This window comes from Sphingobacterium sp. B16(2022), assembly GCF_012030425.1.
GTDB lineage: Bacteria > Bacteroidota > Bacteroidia > Sphingobacteriales > Sphingobacteriaceae > Sphingobacterium > Sphingobacterium anhuiense.
This window is the reverse complement of record NZ_JAAUVN010000004.1, coordinates 416,086-434,725: the sequence shown is the minus strand read 5'-3', so window position 1 is coordinate 434,725 and position 18,640 is coordinate 416,086. Positions and strand designations below refer to the sequence as shown.

Annotated in this window: 20 protein-coding genes; 12 read left to right on the top strand and 8 right to left on the bottom strand. The window is 34.4% G+C overall.

Annotation, left to right across the window (positions count from 1 at the left end):
• Nucleotides 1-35: 35 nt before the first annotated feature.
• Complete coding sequence (locus HCX49_RS20235) at nucleotides 36-860, bottom strand: segregation and condensation protein A (RefSeq protein WP_317166848.1); 825 nt, start codon at nucleotides 858-860, stop codon at nucleotides 36-38.
• 133 nt (nucleotides 861-993) lie between these two features.
• Between HCX49_RS20235 and dxs the strand changes: the two genes are divergently transcribed.
• Nucleotides 994-2,922 carry a 1-deoxy-D-xylulose-5-phosphate synthase gene (gene dxs / locus HCX49_RS20230; RefSeq protein ID WP_132771748.1) on the top strand — a complete coding sequence of 643 codons (1,929 nt, stop codon included), beginning with the start codon at nucleotides 994-996 and terminating at the stop codon, nucleotides 2,920-2,922.
• Between the two features lie 413 nt (nucleotides 2,923-3,335).
• Nucleotides 3,336-4,760 (top strand): chromosomal replication initiator protein DnaA, encoded by a 1,425-nt coding sequence (gene dnaA, locus HCX49_RS20225; protein WP_132771747.1) that lies wholly within the window; start codon nucleotides 3,336-3,338, stop codon nucleotides 4,758-4,760.
• Nucleotides 4,761-4,857: 97 nt separating this feature from the next.
• On the opposite strand, the gene HCX49_RS20220 is transcribed toward dnaA, so the two are convergent.
• From HCX49_RS20220 to HCX49_RS20195, 6 genes are all read right to left on the bottom strand, one after another.
• Nucleotides 4,858-5,265, bottom strand: coding sequence for a hypothetical protein (locus tag HCX49_RS20220; RefSeq protein ID WP_021191448.1), 408 nt, complete (start codon nucleotides 5,263-5,265; stop codon nucleotides 4,858-4,860).
• 196 nt (nucleotides 5,266-5,461) lie between these two features.
• Nucleotides 5,462-5,848, bottom strand: coding sequence for a hypothetical protein (locus HCX49_RS20215; protein WP_031289190.1), 387 nt, complete (start codon nucleotides 5,846-5,848; stop codon nucleotides 5,462-5,464).
• Between the two features lie 95 nt (nucleotides 5,849-5,943).
• Nucleotides 5,944-6,999, bottom strand: coding sequence for a tetraacyldisaccharide 4'-kinase (lpxK, locus tag HCX49_RS20210; RefSeq protein ID WP_168127988.1), 1,056 nt, complete (start codon nucleotides 6,997-6,999; stop codon nucleotides 5,944-5,946).
• A 1-nt stretch (nucleotide 7,000) separates the two neighbouring features.
• The gene (locus HCX49_RS20205) at nucleotides 7,001-7,465 is read right to left on the bottom strand and encodes a gliding motility lipoprotein GldH (protein WP_168127987.1); all 465 of its coding nucleotides are present in this window, start codon (nucleotides 7,463-7,465) and stop codon (nucleotides 7,001-7,003) included.
• 62 nt (nucleotides 7,466-7,527) lie between these two features.
• The gene (locus tag HCX49_RS20200; RefSeq protein ID WP_206368615.1) at nucleotides 7,528-8,913 is read right to left on the bottom strand and encodes a stage 0 sporulation family protein; all 1,386 of its coding nucleotides are present in this window, start codon (nucleotides 8,911-8,913) and stop codon (nucleotides 7,528-7,530) included.
• Between the two features lie 6 nt (nucleotides 8,914-8,919).
• Nucleotides 8,920-10,062, bottom strand: coding sequence for an ATP-binding protein (locus HCX49_RS20195; protein WP_168127986.1), 1,143 nt, complete (start codon nucleotides 10,060-10,062; stop codon nucleotides 8,920-8,922).
• A gap of 224 nt (nucleotides 10,063-10,286) precedes the next feature.
• Between HCX49_RS20195 and dnaN the strand changes: the two genes are divergently transcribed.
• The 7 genes from dnaN (at nucleotide 10,287) to nadD (ending at nucleotide 15,569) form a co-directional block, all read left to right on the top strand.
• Complete coding sequence (dnaN, locus tag HCX49_RS20190; RefSeq protein ID WP_021188232.1) at nucleotides 10,287-11,411, top strand: DNA polymerase III subunit beta; 1,125 nt, start codon at nucleotides 10,287-10,289, stop codon at nucleotides 11,409-11,411.
• A 10-nt stretch (nucleotides 11,412-11,421) separates the two neighbouring features.
• Nucleotides 11,422-12,081, top strand: coding sequence for a DedA family protein (locus HCX49_RS20185; protein WP_021188231.1), 660 nt, complete (start codon nucleotides 11,422-11,424; stop codon nucleotides 12,079-12,081).
• Between the two features lie 122 nt (nucleotides 12,082-12,203).
• Complete coding sequence (locus HCX49_RS20180) at nucleotides 12,204-12,851, top strand: DedA family protein (RefSeq protein WP_168127985.1); 648 nt, start codon at nucleotides 12,204-12,206, stop codon at nucleotides 12,849-12,851.
• 64 nt (nucleotides 12,852-12,915) lie between these two features.
• Nucleotides 12,916-13,485, top strand: coding sequence for a CAP domain-containing protein (locus HCX49_RS20175; RefSeq protein WP_168127984.1), 570 nt, complete (start codon nucleotides 12,916-12,918; stop codon nucleotides 13,483-13,485).
• A gap of 58 nt (nucleotides 13,486-13,543) precedes the next feature.
• Nucleotides 13,544-14,419 (top strand): YicC/YloC family endoribonuclease, encoded by an 876-nt coding sequence (locus tag HCX49_RS20170; protein WP_132771739.1) that lies wholly within the window; start codon nucleotides 13,544-13,546, stop codon nucleotides 14,417-14,419.
• Nucleotides 14,420-14,421: 2 nt separating this feature from the next.
• Entirely contained in the window at nucleotides 14,422-14,994 is a 573-nt protein-coding gene (gene gmk, locus HCX49_RS20165; protein ID WP_132771738.1) for a guanylate kinase, read from the top strand.
• Nucleotides 14,994-15,569 (top strand): nicotinate (nicotinamide) nucleotide adenylyltransferase, encoded by a 576-nt coding sequence (gene nadD, locus HCX49_RS20160; protein ID WP_021190413.1) that lies wholly within the window; start codon nucleotides 14,994-14,996, stop codon nucleotides 15,567-15,569. Before gmk ends, nadD begins: the two co-directional genes overlap by 1 nt.
• 36 nt (nucleotides 15,570-15,605) lie before the next feature.
• On the opposite strand, the gene HCX49_RS20155 is transcribed toward nadD, so the two are convergent.
• Complete coding sequence (locus HCX49_RS20155) at nucleotides 15,606-16,130, bottom strand: YegJ family protein (RefSeq protein WP_168127983.1); 525 nt, start codon at nucleotides 16,128-16,130, stop codon at nucleotides 15,606-15,608.
• A 172-nt stretch (nucleotides 16,131-16,302) separates the two neighbouring features.
• On the opposite strand from HCX49_RS20155, the gene HCX49_RS20150 reads away from it, so the two are divergent.
• From HCX49_RS20150 to HCX49_RS20140, 3 genes are read left to right on the top strand one after another with little or no spacing between them, the layout of a single operon-like run.
• Nucleotides 16,303-17,061 carry a hypothetical protein gene (locus tag HCX49_RS20150; protein WP_132771736.1) on the top strand — a complete coding sequence of 253 codons (759 nt, stop codon included), beginning with the start codon at nucleotides 16,303-16,305 and terminating at the stop codon, nucleotides 17,059-17,061.
• A gap of 1 nt (nucleotide 17,062) precedes the next feature.
• Entirely contained in the window at nucleotides 17,063-17,818 is a 756-nt protein-coding gene (locus HCX49_RS20145) for a hypothetical protein (RefSeq protein WP_168127982.1), read from the top strand.
• The gene (locus HCX49_RS20140) at nucleotides 17,815-18,636 is read left to right on the top strand and encodes a formylglycine-generating enzyme family protein (RefSeq protein WP_206368613.1); all 822 of its coding nucleotides are present in this window, start codon (nucleotides 17,815-17,817) and stop codon (nucleotides 18,634-18,636) included. Before HCX49_RS20145 ends, HCX49_RS20140 begins: the two co-directional genes overlap by 4 nt.
• Nucleotides 18,637-18,640: the final 4 nt, after the last annotated feature.

Here is an 18,640-nt window from a genome sequence, read left to right as displayed (position 1 = left end):
GAAGAGGCGATAATCCAGATTATCGCCTCTTCTATTTATGATGCTAATTCTTCTTCAATATCGATGTGATCGAATTCATCTGCACGTCTTTTTCGGATACTGAATTCGTTATAGCCGAAACCTATTTCTATTTGCAATAATTTTTGTTGAAGCATTTCAAGGATCGCGAGGAAATTGTAAACGAACTGTACCTTATTTTCAGAGTTTTTTAGAATATATTGAAAATCGAGTTGCCTATTTATTTCTATCAAATCTGCAATTGCCTTTTTTTGTTGATCTATACTATAAGGATGTTTTATAACAGTATGTTTTACTTCCGCAGGTCTATTAGCATATTGAAACATGACACGTTCGTATACCATCATCAATTTATACAGATCAAAACTGTTTAATTCTTCGCCTGTATTTGACTCCGGCCTAGCAAGTTTAATATCGTAATTGATATTACCCCGTTTATAAAGTTTAAGCCGCTCATCTTCCAATAATTTTAAATCCTCACAGGTATCCTTAAACTGCTTGTATAAAATTAATTTTTGGATTAAATCTTCTTTAGGATCGATTTCATTTTCATCATCATCCAATTCCGGGCGTGGGAGAAGCATCTTAGCTTTTATACGCATCAGGGTCGAAGCCACAAAAATAAATTCACTGGCCATCTCCATGTCTAATGCCTGTAATTTGTTGACATATGACAGGAAATCGTCGGTTATTTTTGAGATTGGTATCTCATGAATATTTAATTCATCCCTTTCAATAAAAAATAAGAGAAGGTCAAATGGGCCTTCAAACTGGGGTAACTTTATTTCGTATCCTTCTTCTACTTGCATATCAAGAGCAAATTTACATAATAATACAAACATTTTTATTTCAAACTATTAAAACTAAAAGCTTCTGCAACTGTTCATTTTCTAATACAAAAAGTATGATAAATACGAAAGTTGTGATAAATTAGTTGTTATTTTGTATCAATATTTTAAAGTAATTAGCAATACTATGCAGTTTGATGCTGGAGAATTATTAAGTAAAATCAATGATCCCTCTGATCTGAAAAAACTCAAGGATGACCAACTGGAACAAGTCAGCCAGGAATTACGTCAATATATCATTGATTTAGTTTCGGTTAATGGTGGTCACTTTGCAGCTAGTTTGGGAGTAGTTGAATTGACTGTGGCATTACATTATGTCATGAATACTCCCTATGATCAATTAATATGGGATGTAGGTCATCAGGCCTATGGGCATAAGATATTAACAGGACGTAGAGATTCTTTTCATACGAATAGAATTGTCGATGGTATTTCCGGTTTTCCAAAACGAGGAGAGTCCATCTATGATGCTTTTGGAGTAGGACATTCGTCAACATCAATCTCTGCCGCATTAGGTATGGCGGTTGCTTCTCAGATCAAAGGAGAAAAAGATCGTCAGCATATTGCGATTATTGGCGATGGTGCTATGACAGGAGGTATGGCATTTGAAGCTTTGAATCATGCAGGTATAGAGAAATCAAATCTTTTGGTTATTCTCAATGATAACTGTATGTCCATTGATCCTAATGTAGGAGCATTAAAAGAGTATTTAACCAGTATCACAACTTCAAAACGATATAATCGTTTCAGAGACGATATTGCATCTGTCTTATCCAAGATATCAGAGATGGGACCGAATGCTTTAGGAGCTGTTAAAAAGCTGGAAAAAAGCATAAAAGGGACATTGCTCAAGAATGCTAATTTATTTGAATCTTTAAATTTCAGATACTTTGGACCTGTTGATGGACATGATGTCAAAAAATTAGCAAAGACACTGGAAGATTTGCGCCATATCCCGGGGCCAAAGTTGTTACATTGCGTAACTGTTAAAGGTAAGGGATATGCATTAGCAGAAAAAGATCAAACCAAATGGCATGCCCCAGGTTTATTTGACAAAATAACAGGCGAGATAAAAAAATCTGTCAATGATAAACCGACAGCACCGAAATATCAAGATGTCTTTGGAAATACATTGGTAGAACTTGCGGAGAAGAATGATAAAATAGTGGGTATTACACCTGCTATGCCTTCTGGATCATCGATGAATATTATGATGAAAGCTTTTCCAGAACGATCATTTGATGTAGGAATAGCAGAACAACATGCTGTTACATTCAGTGCGGGTCTAGCAACCCAAGGGCTAATGCCTTTCTGTAATATTTATTCCTCATTCATGCAGCGTGCGTTTGACCAAGTCATTCATGATGTAGCCTTACAGAATCTTAATGTAGTATTTTGTCTGGACCGTGCCGGTGTAGTAGGAGCGGATGGTCCGACACATCACGGTGCTTACGATATTGCTTTTATGCGCTGTATACCAAATATGACGGTTTCCGCTCCAATGAATGAAGAGGAGTTACGCAATTTGATGTATACTGCTCAATTAGAAAATAAAGGTCCTTTTGTAATTCGCTATCCAAGAGGTAACGGCGTGATGGTCGATTGGAAAAAACCGTTTAAAGAAATTGAAATTGGAAAAGGCAGATTAATTCAGGATGGAGAAGCTGTTGCCATTTTAACTTTTGGAGCAATTGGTAACGAAGCCAGTAAAGCAATTTTGCAATTAGCTGAAGAAGGAATATATCCGGCTCACTATGATTTAAGATTTGCTAAACCTTTGGATGAAGAATTGTTACATAAAGTTTTTCAAAAATTTGAAAATATCATTACCGTTGAAGATGGCTGTTTGCAGGGTGGAATTGGGTCTGCTGTTCTAGAATTTATGGCCGATCATCAATACAGTCGTAAAGTTGTAAGATTAGGTATCCCTGATGCTATCATCGAGCATGCCGAACAGAAAGATCAATGGAATATAGCATACTACGACAGTGCCGCTATAATGGCCGAATGTCGAAAATTAGTAAAAGGTATAAAAACGGATACGATGGTTAGCTAAATTCGTTTGGTAAAAAAAATAAAAAAGAGGAATCATATCATCATGATTCCTCTTTTTTTGTTTAACTTTATAAAGATTCATCCGGCAGCAGTTCCCTTTTTTATAGTTTACTAGATTCGATCATTATTTTGCAACGTTATACGGATGGAATATTGCATGAATTATAGACCAAAAACTACTTTTTTTTAAAAAAAATAACAAAAAATTTGGAATGTTAATAAAAAAAAATAAGGCTAAAATTAGTTGCAAAAAAAAGCGATTTTTTTAATGTAACTAGTTGATTAATAATGAATTTAAATTAATTTTAAATTTTAGTTTTTTAGCTGATTTTTTTTTGTCATCTTCGTCTTAAGAGAAAGTTATCAACATTTTTTTGGTCGCTTATTGGAAATCAACTTATTAAGAATTTTAGAATGGAAAAAACGAGTACAAGTGTTTGGAATAATTGTCTTGCAATCATCAAAGACAATATACCAGCGCAAAGTTTTAAAACCTGGTTTGAGCCTGTGAAAGCAGTACGTTTGGAGGGTGACGTTTTGACTATTCAAGTACCTAGTTTATTTTTTTACGAATGGTTGGAGGAGCACTATGTTGGTATCCTTCGTAAGACTGTTAAAAAGTTTTTAGGTGAGCTTGGTAGGTTGGAATACAATATCGTGGTTGAGAAGTCATCAGCTTCAATTCCTTATACAACAAATATCCCTTCCAATGGCAATGGTGCAGAAGGTAAGAAACAATCTATACCTGTTCCTGTATCTTTAAATAAAGATATCAAGAATCCATTTGTAATACCAGGATTAAAGAAACTACAGGTTGATCCTCAATTAAATCAAAATTACACCTTTGATAATTTTATTGAAGGCGAGTGTAACCGTTTGGCGAGATCTGCGGGCTTTGCTGTGGCAAATAAACCTGGAGGTACCTCATTCAACCCATTGATGATTTATGGAGCTGTAGGACTAGGAAAGACTCACTTAGCACAAGCTATCGGTAATGAAATCAAAAGAAATCTACCAGATAAGTTGGTGATCTATGTTTCTTGTGAGAAATTTTGCCAACAATTCGTAGATTCACTTAAAAATAATACCATTAATGATTTTGTGAATTTTTATCAGGCAATGGATGTGATCATCATGGATGATGTACATAACTTCGCTGGTAAAGAGAAAACACAAGATATATTTTTCCATATTTTCAATCATTTGCATCAGTCTGGAAAACAAGTAATCTTAACATCTGATAAAGCTCCTAAAGATTTAGCAGGATTAGAAGAACGTTTATTAAGCCGTTTCAAATGGGGTCTTTCTGCTGATATTCAAATTCCAGATTTGGAAACAAGAATGGCTATTTTGAAAAAGAAAATGTATTCTGATGGAATTGAATTACCAGAAAATGTTGTAGAATATGTTGCAAATCAAATTGACAACAGTGTTCGTGAACTAGAAGGAGCTATGGTTTCTTTATTAGCGCAGTCAACATTAAATAAAAAAGAGATTGATTTAAATCTAGCTAAATCAATGCTTAAGAACTTTGTTAAAAACACGCATAAGGAAATTTCAATGGAATTTATTCAAAAGCTCGTTTGTGAGTATTTTGAAGTTCCAGTAGAAATGGTTAAATCTAAAGTTCGTAAAAGAGAAATCGTACAAGCTAGACAGATTTCAATGTATCTGGCTAAGAACCATACAAAATCGTCATTGAAAACAATTGGTTCATTCTTCGGTGGTCGCGACCACTCTACGGTAATTTATGCTTGTCAGACAGTAGAAGATCTAATTGAGACAGATAAGAAGTTTAAAACGTATGTAAATGATATTATGAAAAAGCTAAAAGCTTAATATCATCCATACATAAAGATATAAGACAAAAAAGGGATTCTAATTAGAATCCCTTTTTTTATCCAAATTGGATAACGTTTATGAACAAGCTCTTATACTATTGTGTTGTTTCTTCTGTATTTTCTTTTTGCTCTTCCTTGACCGGCTTAGGTGCTACTTCTGGAATAACTTTAGCAGGTCTTTCTGCCACCACTTTTTTGAATAATTCTTTTTGATCCTCTGTTAGTAATGCATCAACCTTTGCATCTGCATCAGCTTGTAATTTAGTAAATTGTTCTGTTAATACTTCTTTAGTAGCCGTAGTATCCTGCAGTAAAGCAGCCTCAGCTTTTGCCTGATCTAGCGTAATTGTATAAGCGGCAGTTTTCTGCTCGTCTGTCAAACTTAATTTTTGCGTTAATTCCGTCGTTACCTGAGTAGCTGTTTCTTCTGGACTAGCTTGTTGGGCAAATGTTAAACTGAGTGCTAATAAAAACCCGATCCCTGTTAAAAATAATTTTTTCATGACTGTTATTTTTAGTGTAAATATTCAATTCTTAAATTCTACTACTAAAACTAAAAACTACTGCTTTTTATTGTATCAAATCTGTTACTTTAACAAAGTTTTAACAAAATTAACGTTTTAAGTTATTGAAAATCAGTTTTTAATAAAAAAAGGTTCAACCGTGAAGTTGAACCTTTTGTCAATAATTATAATCAAATTAGTTTGATTTTTGTCTTTGTTGCCTACGTTCTAGCATTTCTTTTTGTAATGCGTCGTAAGATTTACTTTGTTCAGCATTTAAAAATGATTTGATTTTTACGTCGGTTGAAGAACGAAGAGGTTGCAATTTTTCGAAAGCTGCTTTACGGTCATCTGTATTCTTAAAAATATCTTGTTGCTTTTTGGACAGTTCCAAGCTATATACATAGATTGAATCTTTTTGATTTTGTGATAATTTTAATTGCTTATCTAATCTTTCTACCATATTTTTAGCTTGGTCTTCAGGAGATCGCTGCTGACCACCATTACGTTGTCTCTCTTGTGCCATAGCTGTTACAGCCAATAACATAAAAGCTCCCATTAAACTTGATTTTAAATTTTTCATATCATTTTATTAGTTTACTTATTTTTTATGTCAACTAGTTTAGTCGCCAATAAGAAGACAAATGATATTTAGTAAAGTTTAAGTGATGTGAAAATTTAAGATTCATTAACACTTCTGTCACAGATAGATAGAAGTTGTTGTTCAATAATATTTCGATATTCCTGATCTTCAAATGCTATTTCGATGGGAATGTAAGCTATAGGTAAGCTCTCTACTAAAGCTAAGTATTCAGGAGTACGGATTCTTTGTGCATCCTTTTCTGTAGTTATAATTAATTTAAAAGGATTTTTGATCTGATTAAACTTCTGTTTGACTGTCAATATATCATTTGATGTATAGGCATGGTGATCAGAGAAACCAAGATGCTCTATACCTTTTACAAGCCCTGTAAGGTAATCTAATAAAGGTTTTGGGTTCGCTATACCTGTAAGTAATAATACTGTCGTATTGGCGTTCATTTCAATCCTAGTTGTATTCAGATATACTAGCTCACCGTAGTGTATGGAAGTGAAAAAAATATTTGAAAGACCACTTTTACATTCTAGTTTTCTTTTAATAATTGCTTTCTCTTGAAGCGTAACTGAAGCAGGAGTTTTTGTAACCATAATCAGATCTGCGCGTTTAGATTCTCCTGGAAGATCTCTAAAATTACCCATGGGAAGTACAAACATGGGATTGAGGCAAGAATGATAATCGAATAAGAGTATTGAAAATGTAGGTTTTAGCTTACGGTGCTGAAAAGCATCATCTAGAATAATAACATCATGATTATCCATTAATGTTTCAACCCCTAAGCATCTGTCTTCACAAACAGCAACTGTAATATCTGAAAATTTATTTTTGAATTGTAAAGGTTCGTCACCTACTTCATCAGCAGTTGAAGAGACGGTAACATATTTAAAACCTTTGGTTTTACGTCCATATCCCCGACTCAAGGTAGCGATACATCTTTTATCTTTAAGGATTTTAATAATAAACTCCGTCATAGGACTCTTTCCTGTACCTCCAATGGCAAGGTTGCCAACAACGATAGTCGGTATGGAATAAGTTTTAGATTTTAGTATCTGGAGGTCAAATAATCGATTTCTGATCCAGATGATAAATCCGTATAGTATTGCAAAAGGGAATAATAGTAATCGAAGAAAATTCATTTTATTTGCTCATAATATTTAATCCAACGTCACTTATTTCTACAAGCGGATTGTCGCGCATATTCTGTTCAAAAGTGAATTGGTAAATACCGGTATCTGGGAACGTATAATTTTGATGAATAAGGCTACGCTGCGTATATAAAGAACCTGCGCTTTTTCCTGTCCATTTTCCATCAGCTTCTGCTAATTTGAGCGCTTTTCTATAGCTGTATTCTTTAGTTTTGGGACCTTTTTCATGTACTAAAACAAAAAGGTTAGAATAAGGGTATTTTGCCGTGTGTCGAACATTTAACCAAACGTCATATTTTTTAGAGATATCTGAAATATGTATGTTAAAGCTTGGTTTATCAGAATGGAGCCATTCTTTGTTGTTAATATTGACATTTTTATCAATAATGGTATTGGAATCGCAAGCACCCAATAGTATTATCATTATAAAGCCAATTAGAAACGCGTTGTTTTTCATTCTTATTTAAGTCTATAAAATTGGCGAGAATAGCTATTCTCGCCAATTAATGCAATAACTTATTATTCAGCTGAAGGATCAGTGTTATTGCCTTTATTTCTATTATTTCGATTCTTATTGAAACGTCTTTTTGGCTTACTTCCTGTACCTTCTTTACTTTGGGCAGAAGCAGTAGTTTTGTCTACATTTAAAACCTTTGTATTTTTATCCTGCTTTTGTTGCGGTTTCTCTAGCTTTACCGGTTGCGTTTTTACATTAGGTTCCGCAACAGTTTTTGCACGATTGTTAGGTTTGGATCTACCTTTATTATTTCTTTTTCTTTTGTTTTTTTCGTCCAGACGGGTTAAGCTATCTTGACCGACTACGTTCTCGTAATCATAATTAACAATTTTTTCCTCTTTGATCTCAGTATCAACAGTTGTGATCAACTCTTCAACTTTAATGCCCTGTTTATTCTTCTCGATTAGTTCTTTGACCTGATCCACAGGAAGTGCAATCCAACTCTCAGCTCCAGGATAAGAGAACCACATCATTTTCTTGAAAATGTCGGTTTTTTGCAAATATGCATTTCCTTTCAAAGTTTCAATACGGTCTACATTATTAGGAATATCCTTTAAAGCATCCATATAACTATCCAATTCGTAATTTAAGCAACACTTCAATTTACCGCATTGACCCGCTAATTTTAGCGTATTAAGCGATAGATTTTGATATCTAGCTGCAGAAGTTGAAACAGTTTTAAAATCTGTTAACCATGTCGAACAACATAATTCGCGACCACAAGAACCTATACCACCTAAGCGGCTTGCTTCTTGTCTCATACCAATCTGTCGCATTTCTATTCGAATACGGAATGACTCCGCCATTCTTTTAATTAACTCACGGAAATCCACACGACCTTCTGCTGTATAGTAGAAAGTTGCCTTTGTTTTATCACCTTGATAATCTACATCAGAAATTTTCATGGAAAGTCCCAATTCTAAAGCTAAATTACGCGCTTTATGCATCGTCTCCCATTCCAGATCTTTTGCCATATTGAATTTTTCAACATCGGCCTCAGTAGGTTTACGGTAGATTTTTTTGGTAACACTCTCTAAACTTACATTGTTTTTCTTTAACTGTAAGCGAACGAGTTCGCCAGTTAGAGAAACGTGTCCTATATCATATCCGCCTGTAGTAGGTTCTACAGCAACCATTTCACCTATTTCTAAATATAGATTGTCTGAATTGACAAAGAAATCCTTTCGGGATCCCTTAAATCGAACTTCTACAATGTCAAAAGGTTTATAGTTGGATGGCATATCCATATCAGATAGCCAGTCATATACATCTAATTTATTACATCCGCTAGTCATGCAAGAGCCATTATTTTGGCAACCTGCTGGAGTACCGCCCACTGTCGTCGTACTTCCACAACCTCCGCCGGATGAGCAACTGCCACATCCCATAGTTTTCTATATATATTGAGTTCCTTTCGGAAACGTTTTGTATTTAAACATTAATACTAATTGCAAAGATAAATCTAAAAATAATATTTTAGGATTTGCATTTCTTTCCACACTATAGTGTGTTGTTTCAAACAAATTAATTGTTTCTTCAATTTGTTCGATGGTATAATGAGTAGCAAACTTGTTTACAAAATCAAGTTCATGCGCGGATAGAAATACTAAGTTTGAAAGATCGAGTTTAATTAAAATAATTTGACGCATGATATTAATAGCATACATCAAAAACGTTTTTTGATTTTCACGACCTAATTTAGCCAATTCCTCCTCGCAAATGCTGATGATATTTAGACCAGAATCCTGAACAATAAGCCGTAACCATTTAACCAATAAATTGAAATGGTTGTTTGTCTGCGTATCGATCATATTTATAGCTTCCTGTACGTTACCGTCAGCTATAAAAGCAATATCTCTTGCTTCAGATTCTTCGAGGTTTTTATTTTCTATTAAATACGATGTAATCGCTTGATGACTCAATTTATTAATTTTAACGAGCTGTGTTCTCGAAATAATCGTGTTTAATATTTTATTCTGATTTTCAGCCACCAAAAGGAACAATGTTTTTTCTGGGGGTTCCTCAATCAATTTTAATAAGGCGTTACCTTCTTTTTCTAAATATTCAGGTAGCCACATAATCAAAACTTTAAATTCAGCCTCAAAAGACTTTAAACTTAATTTTTTGATTATTTCATGCGCTTCAGCAATATTGATGTTAACCTGCTTATTGTCGGCATCAAGTTGTTGTCGCCAATTTTCTAAACTTAGGTACGGATTATTCAAAAATGCTTTTCGCCAATTCTCAATAAATGTCGCAGCATTATCCTCCTTATGCTTCGCAATAAAAGGATAAGAAAAATGCAGATCCGGATGTATAAGTTTATTATATTTCCTACAGGATGAGCATAAACCGCAACTATCAAACTCGGCTTTATTTTCGCAATTAATAAATTGTGCGTAAGCTAAAGCTAAAGCTAGTGAGCCAGAACCTTCTGGTCCAAGAAATAATTGCGCATGACTCACACGGTTTTCACGAACTGTGCTGATCAGATGAGTTTTAACTAAATCATGTCCAATAATATCCCTAAATTGCATATACTACTCCTAGTCTATACAAATGTAATAAATAATAGACAGCATTTATTTATATTCAAAATATAAATGGGATATATGATGTCAATTTTATTGAAATTCAATTATTTACTAACCTGTAGCAAGATAAAGTTTATACAGTTAATTTTCCGCTATTTGGATATACACCTTCTAAAAATGTAGATTCTTTTGCGTAATATTGCAGATATAATTCATAATTTTAGGAAATGAGATTTATAGTATCCACATCGATTTTATTAAAACAACTTCAAGCTATTAATGGCGCTTCAAGTAGTAGTACAGTTCTACCCATTTTAGAGAACTTTCTTTTTGAAATAAAAGACAATACGTTAACAATATCTGCGACAGATTTGCAGACAAGCATGGTTACGTCATTGCAAATTGAGGCTAAAGAAGAAGGAAAAGTAGCGATGCCTTCTAAAATTTTAATAGAGACCTTAAAAACATTACCAGATCAACCAGTTGCTTTTTTTGTTGATAATAATACGCTAGCGATCGAGATCAGTGCCGGTGACGGTAAATATAAGTTGAGTGGTGAGAATCCTGAGGATTTCCCTAAAATTCCAGTAATTGACAATGCGCATACTGTTCATATGCCTGCTCCAATACTAGCAGAGGCAATTAGTAAAACAATATTTGCTGTTAGTAATGATGAGTTAAGACCGGCAATGTCAGGTGTGTTAGTTCAATTGGGAGATAAGGCCGTAACGTTTGTATCTACAGATGCACATAAACTGGTACGCTACAGACGTTCTGATATTGGCGTAGAAAAGCCTGCTTCATTAATTCTTCCAAAAAAAGCATTGTCTTTATTAAAATCATCTTTGCCATCAGAAGATATCAATGTTTCGATTGAATATAATTCGACAAATGCATTTTTTAGTTTTGGTAACATCAATTTAATTTGTCGTTTGATTGATGAGCGTTACCCAGATTACGAAGCTGTAATTCCGCAGGTGAATCCAAATAAGTTAACTGTTGACCGTTTACTATTTTTAAATACGTTACGTCGTGTTGTTATTTTTGCGAATAAAACAACGCATCAGGTACGTTTGAAAATCTCAGGTAGTGAATTGAATATTTCTGCTGAAGATCTTGATTTTTCTAATGAAGCTCATGAGCGCTTAGGATGTCAGTTTGAAGGGGAAGATATGGAAATTGGTTTCAACGCTAAATTTTTAGTGGAGATGTTAAACAATCTAGCTAGCGAAGAAGTAGTCATTGAAATGAGTACAGCCAATCGTGCAGGTTTGCTAATTCCAGCAGTAGCAGAAGAAAATGAAGATATTTTAATGCTGGTTATGCCAGTTATGTTAAATAACATCGGTTAATCGCACTGTTTTGGAGGTTATAGCGCATATCATTGATTTTGTTCTGCATATTGATAAACATTTACTTGAGATCGTAAATGATTATAAAACGTGGACATATCTCATCTTATTTCTGATCATTTTTGTTGAAACAGGAGTTGTTGTGATGCCATTTTTACCAGGCGATTCTTTACTATTTGCAGCAGGAATGCTAGCAGCACAGCCAAATGAACTTAATGTCTGGTTGATGATTGCTATCTTATTAGTAGCCGCGGTATCGGGAGATTCTCTTAATTATGCCATCGGGAAGCGATTTGGAATGCAGATGACCAAATTTAAACTATTTGGTAAGCAGGTAATCAAAGACGAGCAGATTCAAAAGACACATACTTTTTATGAAAAGTATGGTAGTAAAACAATTGTAATTGCACGCTTTGTGCCTATTGTCAGAACACTGGCTCCATTTGTAGGAGGAATTGGAAGAATGCATTATGGCACTTTTATAACTTATAATGTTATTGGAGCAATTCTCTGGGTCGTAGGGATTACATTAGCAGGATATTTTTTAGGTAATATACCGATCATCAGAGATAATTTTTCAAAAGTAGTGCTGTTGATTATCTTATTATCAGTATTGCCGATTGTCTTTGAAGTCTTAAAAGAAAAATTTAAAAGTAAGAAGGAAGCCTAAAAGCTTCCTTTTTTATTACAGGCAATTTTTTAGTATCATATCATAAAATAAGGTATTTGTAACCCAATAAGGTTCGATGATCAAAACAGTAAGTGTTTGATTTTATTAAACATGCATTTTAAATGGATATTATCACAAATCTCATTGATTTTATTTTACATATTGATAAACATCTTATTCAAATTGTTCATGATTATCAAGGATGGACTTATCTGATTATATTCTTAATTGTGTTTGCTGAAACAGGTCTTGTTATAACACCATTTTTACCAGGAGATTCGGTATTATTTGCATTAGGAGCTATTATTGCTCTTCCAGAAAGCGATCTATCTTTGTCTTTATTTTGGTTGGTGTTAGTGACAGCAGCAGTTTTAGGAGACTTTGTTAATTATGAAATTGGAAAATATTTGGGACATCGAGTTTTCAGGTCAAAGTCTAAAATATTTAAACCCGAATATTTAATCAACACCCAGTCTTTTTATACTAAACATGGTAATAGAGCTATTATCTATGCCCGCTTTGTTCCAATAGTACGCACATTTGCACCCTTTTTTGCAGGAGTTAGCCACATGACTTATGTTAAATTTGGTACCTATAATATTTTTGGAGGGCTATTATGGGTCACTTTATTTTTATTAGGAGGATATTTTTTTGGACAAATCCCAATGGTTAGGAATAATTTCTCTTTGGTCGTCTTCCTGGTTATCATCATTAGTGCTGTACCTGTGCTGGTACAGTTTTTTAATCATAAAAAATCTTCTACGGTCTAAACCTAAGATCCTTTTTTGAGTCTATTTTGTGAAAGAATTTCACACGAAGCATCTATTTATTTACATGAAGTACCTATTAATTTTCAGTTTAAGTCTACTATTTTCATTATCATCAGCACAAGTAAGAGTCGAAAAAAAGCAGGCAAAAGAAGCCTATCATCTTCTTAATGAAATCCGTAAAAATCCTGAACGGTATAAAAAGAAGCTCGGTCTATTCAATTTGAATAAAGTGACACAAAAGTCACTGAATTGGAATAAGAGGCTCGCTGAGGTTGCCGAATCGCGGGCCAAGGATATGGCAAAGCGAAATTATTTTGACCATGTCAATCCAGATGGTATAGGTCCTAATTATTATATGCAGCAAGCAGGTTATGATTTGAATGCCAAATGGCTAAAAAATAAGCGCGCAAATAATTTTGAGTCTATTGCCTGGAATTGGCCAAGTGCCACAGACGCAATAAAAGGTTTAATTATTGGTAAAGAAGCGCCCGGTTATCATCATCGAAAACATCTATTAGGGATGGACGAATGGAATGCCTCTTTATATGATATCGGTATTGGTTTTGTTACTACAGGAAAGAAAGGACATCAAAAAAGTTATTTATGTGTCATTATTGCCAAGCATGATTGGTAAATTAATCAATTTATAGTCTTGATATTATGCATTATTGGAATGTTTCTTACCTTTGCATATGATAAAATCAATGACAGGATACGGCACAGCTGTAAAAGACAATGGAAAAGTTAAGTACAGCGTCGAGATTAAATCCTTGAATTCTAAATTTCTTGAATTAAATCTGCGTTTACCAAAAGCAGTTTCGGACAAGGAATTGACTTTACGTACAGAGTGCAGTAAACTTATTGAAAGAGGTAAGGTGAACCTTTCTGTAAACGTTGAATATTCTGATCAAACGGCAAAAGCATCGACAATTAATGCAGATTTGCTAAAAAAATACTATACTCAATTACAACAAATTGCTTTTGAACTGGGAGATAAACAAGTTTCTCTTTTCGAATTGGCTCTTAATATGCCCGAAGTAATTGCTAATAATGATAATGAAGTTGATGAAGAAGAATCACGATTATTATTAGAAGCATTTTACGCGGCAGTAGAGCAATTTAATATTTTCAGAGCAGATGAAGGAGCAGTTCTTTCACAGGACCTGACAGATCGTGTTGAATTGATCTTAACTTATTTAACAGAAGTCGAAGCTGTTGAAATGGACCGTATTCCTTTAATACGCGAACGTATAGGCCATTACCTGGAGGAAACTGTAGGTAAGGAAAACGTTGATAAAAACCGTTTCGAACAAGAATTGATCTATTATATCGACAAATTAGATATAACAGAAGAGAAAGTTCGTCTACGCTCTCACTGTACCTATTTTCAAAAAGCTTTGAAAGCATCTGATTCTAATGGTAAGAAATTAGGATTTATTTCTCAAGAAATGGGTAGAGAGATCAATACGCTAGGATCAAAAGCCAACCACGCTGGTATTCAGCAGATCGTGGTAAAAATGAAAGAAGAATTAGAAAAAATTAAAGAGCAATTGCTCAACGTATTATAGGAATGGCAGGTAAGTTAATTATATTCTCGGCACCATCAGGAGCAGGTAAAACAACAATCGTAAAGAATCTATTAAGTAAACATGGTGATAAGTTGGAGTTTTCTATTTCTGCTAGTACACGCGAACCGCGCGGTGAAGAAATAGATGGCAAAGATTATTACTTTATATCAAAAGAAGACTTTCTACATAAGATTGCGAAACAAGAGTTCATCGAATTCGAAGAAGTATATTCAGGTACATTTTATGGAACATTACGTTCTGAAGTAGAACGTATCTGGGCACAGGGTAAACATGTTATTTTTGATATTGATGTGATTGGAGGACTTCGTTTGCGTTCAAAGTTTCCAGACGAAGCCTTATCTATTTTTGTGCAACCTCCTTCCTTAGAAGTTTTAAAAGCACGCCTGCGTGGTAGAGGAACAGACTCTGAAGAAAAATTGCAGGAACGTTTTGCAAAAGCTGAATCCGAATTATCCTATGCAGATAAGTTTGATGTGATTTTAAAAAATTATGATTTGGATGTTGCTGTTGTGGAAGCAGAGAAATTGGTAATGGACTTTCTGAATAAAAAGTAATGGCTAAAGTCGGATTATTCTTCGGGTCTTTTAATCCAGTTCATGTTGGGCATTTGATTATTGCCAATTATATGGCCAACTATACTGAGCTGGACGAAGTTTGGTTTGTGGTATCCCCACAAAATCCATTTAAAAAGAAAGAGAGCCTTGGTAATATGTACGACCGTTTAGAGATGGTTAATCTGGCAATTGAAGAGACCGAAAATTTAAAGGCAAGTTCCATTGAATTTAGTTTACCGCAACCCTCGTATACCATCGATACTTTAACACATCTGGCAGAAAAATATCCCACGCATGAATTTGTTTTAATTATGGGTGAAGATATTTTAGAGACCTTTTCAAAGTGGAAGAATCACGATATTATTTTAAGGGATTATCATATCTATGTTTATCCAAGACCTGGATATAATGGCGGTACAATGAAAGAACATCCGTCAATAACCCTGACACAAACACCGATGATGGAATTGTCTTCTACCTTTCTTCGACAAGCGGTGAAAGAGGGGAGCAATATCAAATTCTATACTCCGGATAAAGTCATTGAGTTTATCGAAAAAAAAGGACTATATTCATAAAAAGGCGAAACTTAAGTTTCGCCTTTTTTATGAACTTCAATCTTCTATAATAAATCCAACTTCCTGATCAAAAGCTTTTTTTTCTTCTTCAGATAGGTTCTTTTTCATAACACGGATGGTATATCCACCTTTTAGGACCCCTTTATCTAGATACATCCAATCAGAGATCCGTTGCGGATCTATTGTTACTTGATCACCATATTTTACAACCTTAGTTAGTTGCGGTTCATTATTAACGGTACCACGATATGATTTGCCATCTGAGGTTAGGTTACCCACCCAGATATGTTCACCACCCCCATCTTCTGTATCGAATCTTACTTTGATAGCAAAACTCTCGTATCCTTCCTGGGGATCCTTAAAAGAAGTTTCAAAATTCTGAAACGTTTTATTTGCTTCGAGGATGGCCTGATTCATGGCTTGATCATCACCATTGAATTCGATGACATCATCATTCTTTATCTTTTCTTTAATCGTGTTTTGGCACGAAATAAATGAGAACGATACAAGTACGGGTAATAAAAAAAACTTGAAAATTGGACTGTTTTTTGAATGTAGCATTGTTTGTTTATTTGTATTAGCTTAGAAATATTATTTTAAGATAATCATAATTTAGTATTTACTGCAAATAGAAGAGAAATGACTAGTACTATGGTCTGTATTTTTATATAACAGTTTATTCATATCTTCAATAAATTTTAAATGGACAACTGGACTAACTTATATTAAAACAATGAAACATCATTTAATATTATTGATTCTCCTTTTTTCAGGCTTTATAAAATCATTTGCTCAGACGAACGAGGATGATGGAAGTTCTTATACTAGGGATGAAAAAGGATACGAATTGCGCACTAAAATGACTATACCGCCGTACGGACTGACGAAAATCAAGACGTTAATATCAAATATTACATTTAAAGAAGATCCAGAAGGAAGCTCTGATGGAGGTTTTGAGGCGATAAGTGCTTCGCAGTTTAATGGACTGAGCCTAAGAGAGAAATTTACTTATGTAATGATCCATGCAGAACTTTCTCAACAGAATTGTGCTATTCCAGAATATCAAAATGATCTTCAGAAACGCATTTTCGGACAGCTTGAAACGGGATTTAATGAGGCGAGCTGGAGCCAGAGACAAGCTGACTTTCTTCTTGAAAATCGAGACTCGGTATTGAGACTCATTCAAGAATCAGTTGGACGGAGCAAATGGATGGGCATTAACTACAAAGAAGCAATTTTAGAAATGAATGCTTGGAACATGATTCCTTTTATCATTACGTATGTTAAAAATACACCAAAGGATAAAGATGCACTAACCTTACTGATGCTATTAATGAAACGTGGCGAATATGAAGAATTCCTCAATTCAGTATCCTATCAGAAATTGTATGGTACAGATGCTGGTTATTATGCCTACTTGAACTATAATAAAGCAAATGAGGATTTAATTTGTGAGCGGGCAAATCGTTACTACAAAGTAAAAAAGAAATAATATGAAGCGAATAATTAGTGTAAGTCTCTTTATGATTTGTCTATGTACAACATTAGTTGCTCAAGAGCATGTTTATGTTGAACCGACGCAGGCTGATCGAAACTATAGGGCATACCGCGAGCAGGAGACAAAACCTGAGTTTGGTTTGAGAAAAGTTGAATCTTTAATCAAAAAAATTAAAGAACCAGAAGATGATGGAATGATTGCAGATTACATCGCGGCTATTTCTAAGGACGAATTTAAGCGATTGAATTTAAAAGAACAGTTTACCTATGTTATGATTCATCCAGAAGTATATAGTCAGGCTTGTATAGATGATATGACAAGTCGGGGTGAAGATCAAAAGATCTTTGGGTTACTTACCTTTCGTCTTTCAGGAGTCGACTGGAGCGCGGATCAATATAAGTTTCTCAAACAAAATCGCGATACAGTACAGACATTGATTTTTGAAACCATAGCTGTAAAGAAACATATGGGTGTCAATTTAAAATCGGCCCTTGTCGAAATTTCTGCATGGGAAAGTATCCCGGCTATGATTCGCTATTATCAAACAAATAGGAAAGATAGGGATGTTTTGACGGTATTATCTTTAATATTAAAAAAAGAACAGTACACTCCTTATCTGAAATCTACGATGTATGGAAAATTGTATTTGGGCGATGCTAATTATATGACATCAGTTCGTTTCAATACAGCAAACGAACAATTTCTCTTATCTACGGCACAGGAATATTATAATCAGAAAATTTCAAAATGATGAAGAGCATTCGGATATTATTGATTGGATTTTTTTTATACATGAATACTTCTTTTGCCCAAGAACAAAAGTTTATTGCGGTGGAGGCAGGTACTTATATTTTAGGTGATACAATCAGTTTGGATAATCCTAAAAGATCCGTTTCAATTCCAGCTTTTGCTATTGCTGAAGCCGAATTAACAAATGAAGCATTTGCTGCATTTGTTTCTGCTACGCATTATGTCACATTGGCAGAACGATTTCGTAATGCAATGGTCTTTGAACCCGGATTAGAAGAATTTCGATGGATACAGGATAGTACGGCATATTGGCGGTTTCCAAACGGAATAAGTAGAGGCGGGATTAAAGATAAAATGAATCATCCTGTTACCTGTATATCCTATCGGGATGCAGTAGCTTACTGCGAATGGGCAGGGGTTCGTTTACCCTCATTGGATGAATGGGAAGTAGCTTCAAGAGCAGGTTCGGAGACAAAGTATTTTGAAGGGGTAGATTTAGAAAAAATCATCAATTATGCCAATATATGGCATGGCAGAAATCATTTGGTAGCCGATACCACGGATGGTTATCTCTATACATCACCGATTAAAACATTTAAAGCAAATCCTTTAGGTTTATATGATGTATATGGTAATGTGTTTGAATTTTGTGAAGGCGCATTAGAACGTGATAAAGGTAGGAAAGTTGCCCATGCACGCGGGGGATCGTGGTGGTGTAGTAAAAATAGTTGCGTATCCTTTAATTCGCAATACATAGGTTCGGTCAATCCAAATGCATCTTTTAGTAATCTTGGCTTTCGAGTAGTCAAGAAAATGTAGAGAG

Excerpts from the sequence above, each read along its gene's own strand:
- HCX49_RS20235 (WP_317166848.1), bottom strand. The coding sequence starts at position 860 with ATGTTTGTATTATTATGTAAATTTGCTCTTGATATGCAAGTAGAAGAA.
- dxs (WP_132771748.1), top strand. The coding sequence starts at position 994 with ATGCAGTTTGATGCTGGAGAATTATTAAGTAAAATCAATGATCCCTCT.
- dnaA (WP_132771747.1), top strand. The coding sequence starts at position 3,336 with ATGGAAAAAACGAGTACAAGTGTTTGGAATAATTGTCTTGCAATCATC.
- HCX49_RS20220 (WP_021191448.1), bottom strand. The coding sequence starts at position 5,265 with ATGAAAAAATTATTTTTAACAGGGATCGGGTTTTTATTAGCACTCAGT.
- HCX49_RS20215 (WP_031289190.1), bottom strand. The coding sequence starts at position 5,848 with ATGAAAAATTTAAAATCAAGTTTAATGGGAGCTTTTATGTTATTGGCT.
- lpxK (WP_168127988.1), bottom strand. The coding sequence starts at position 6,999 with ATGAATTTTCTTCGATTACTATTATTCCCTTTTGCAATACTATACGGA.
- HCX49_RS20205 (WP_168127987.1), bottom strand. The coding sequence starts at position 7,465 with ATGAAAAACAACGCGTTTCTAATTGGCTTTATAATGATAATACTATTG.
- HCX49_RS20200 (WP_206368615.1), bottom strand. The coding sequence starts at position 8,913 with ATGGGATGTGGCAGTTGCTCATCCGGCGGAGGTTGTGGAAGTACGACG.
- HCX49_RS20195 (WP_168127986.1), bottom strand. The coding sequence starts at position 10,062 with ATGCAATTTAGGGATATTATTGGACATGATTTAGTTAAAACTCATCTG.
- dnaN (WP_021188232.1), top strand. The coding sequence starts at position 10,287 with ATGAGATTTATAGTATCCACATCGATTTTATTAAAACAACTTCAAGCT.
- HCX49_RS20180 (WP_168127985.1), top strand. The coding sequence starts at position 12,204 with ATGGATATTATCACAAATCTCATTGATTTTATTTTACATATTGATAAA.
- HCX49_RS20175 (WP_168127984.1), top strand. The coding sequence starts at position 12,916 with ATGAAGTACCTATTAATTTTCAGTTTAAGTCTACTATTTTCATTATCA.
- HCX49_RS20170 (WP_132771739.1), top strand. The coding sequence starts at position 13,544 with ATGATAAAATCAATGACAGGATACGGCACAGCTGTAAAAGACAATGGA.
- gmk (WP_132771738.1), top strand. The coding sequence starts at position 14,422 with ATGGCAGGTAAGTTAATTATATTCTCGGCACCATCAGGAGCAGGTAAA.
- nadD (WP_021190413.1), top strand. The coding sequence starts at position 14,994 with ATGGCTAAAGTCGGATTATTCTTCGGGTCTTTTAATCCAGTTCATGTT.
- HCX49_RS20155 (WP_168127983.1), bottom strand. The coding sequence starts at position 16,130 with ATGCTACATTCAAAAAACAGTCCAATTTTCAAGTTTTTTTTATTACCC.
- HCX49_RS20150 (WP_132771736.1), top strand. The coding sequence starts at position 16,303 with ATGAAACATCATTTAATATTATTGATTCTCCTTTTTTCAGGCTTTATA.
- HCX49_RS20145 (WP_168127982.1), top strand. The coding sequence starts at position 17,063 with ATGAAGCGAATAATTAGTGTAAGTCTCTTTATGATTTGTCTATGTACA.
- HCX49_RS20140 (WP_206368613.1), top strand. The coding sequence starts at position 17,815 with ATGATGAAGAGCATTCGGATATTATTGATTGGATTTTTTTTATACATG.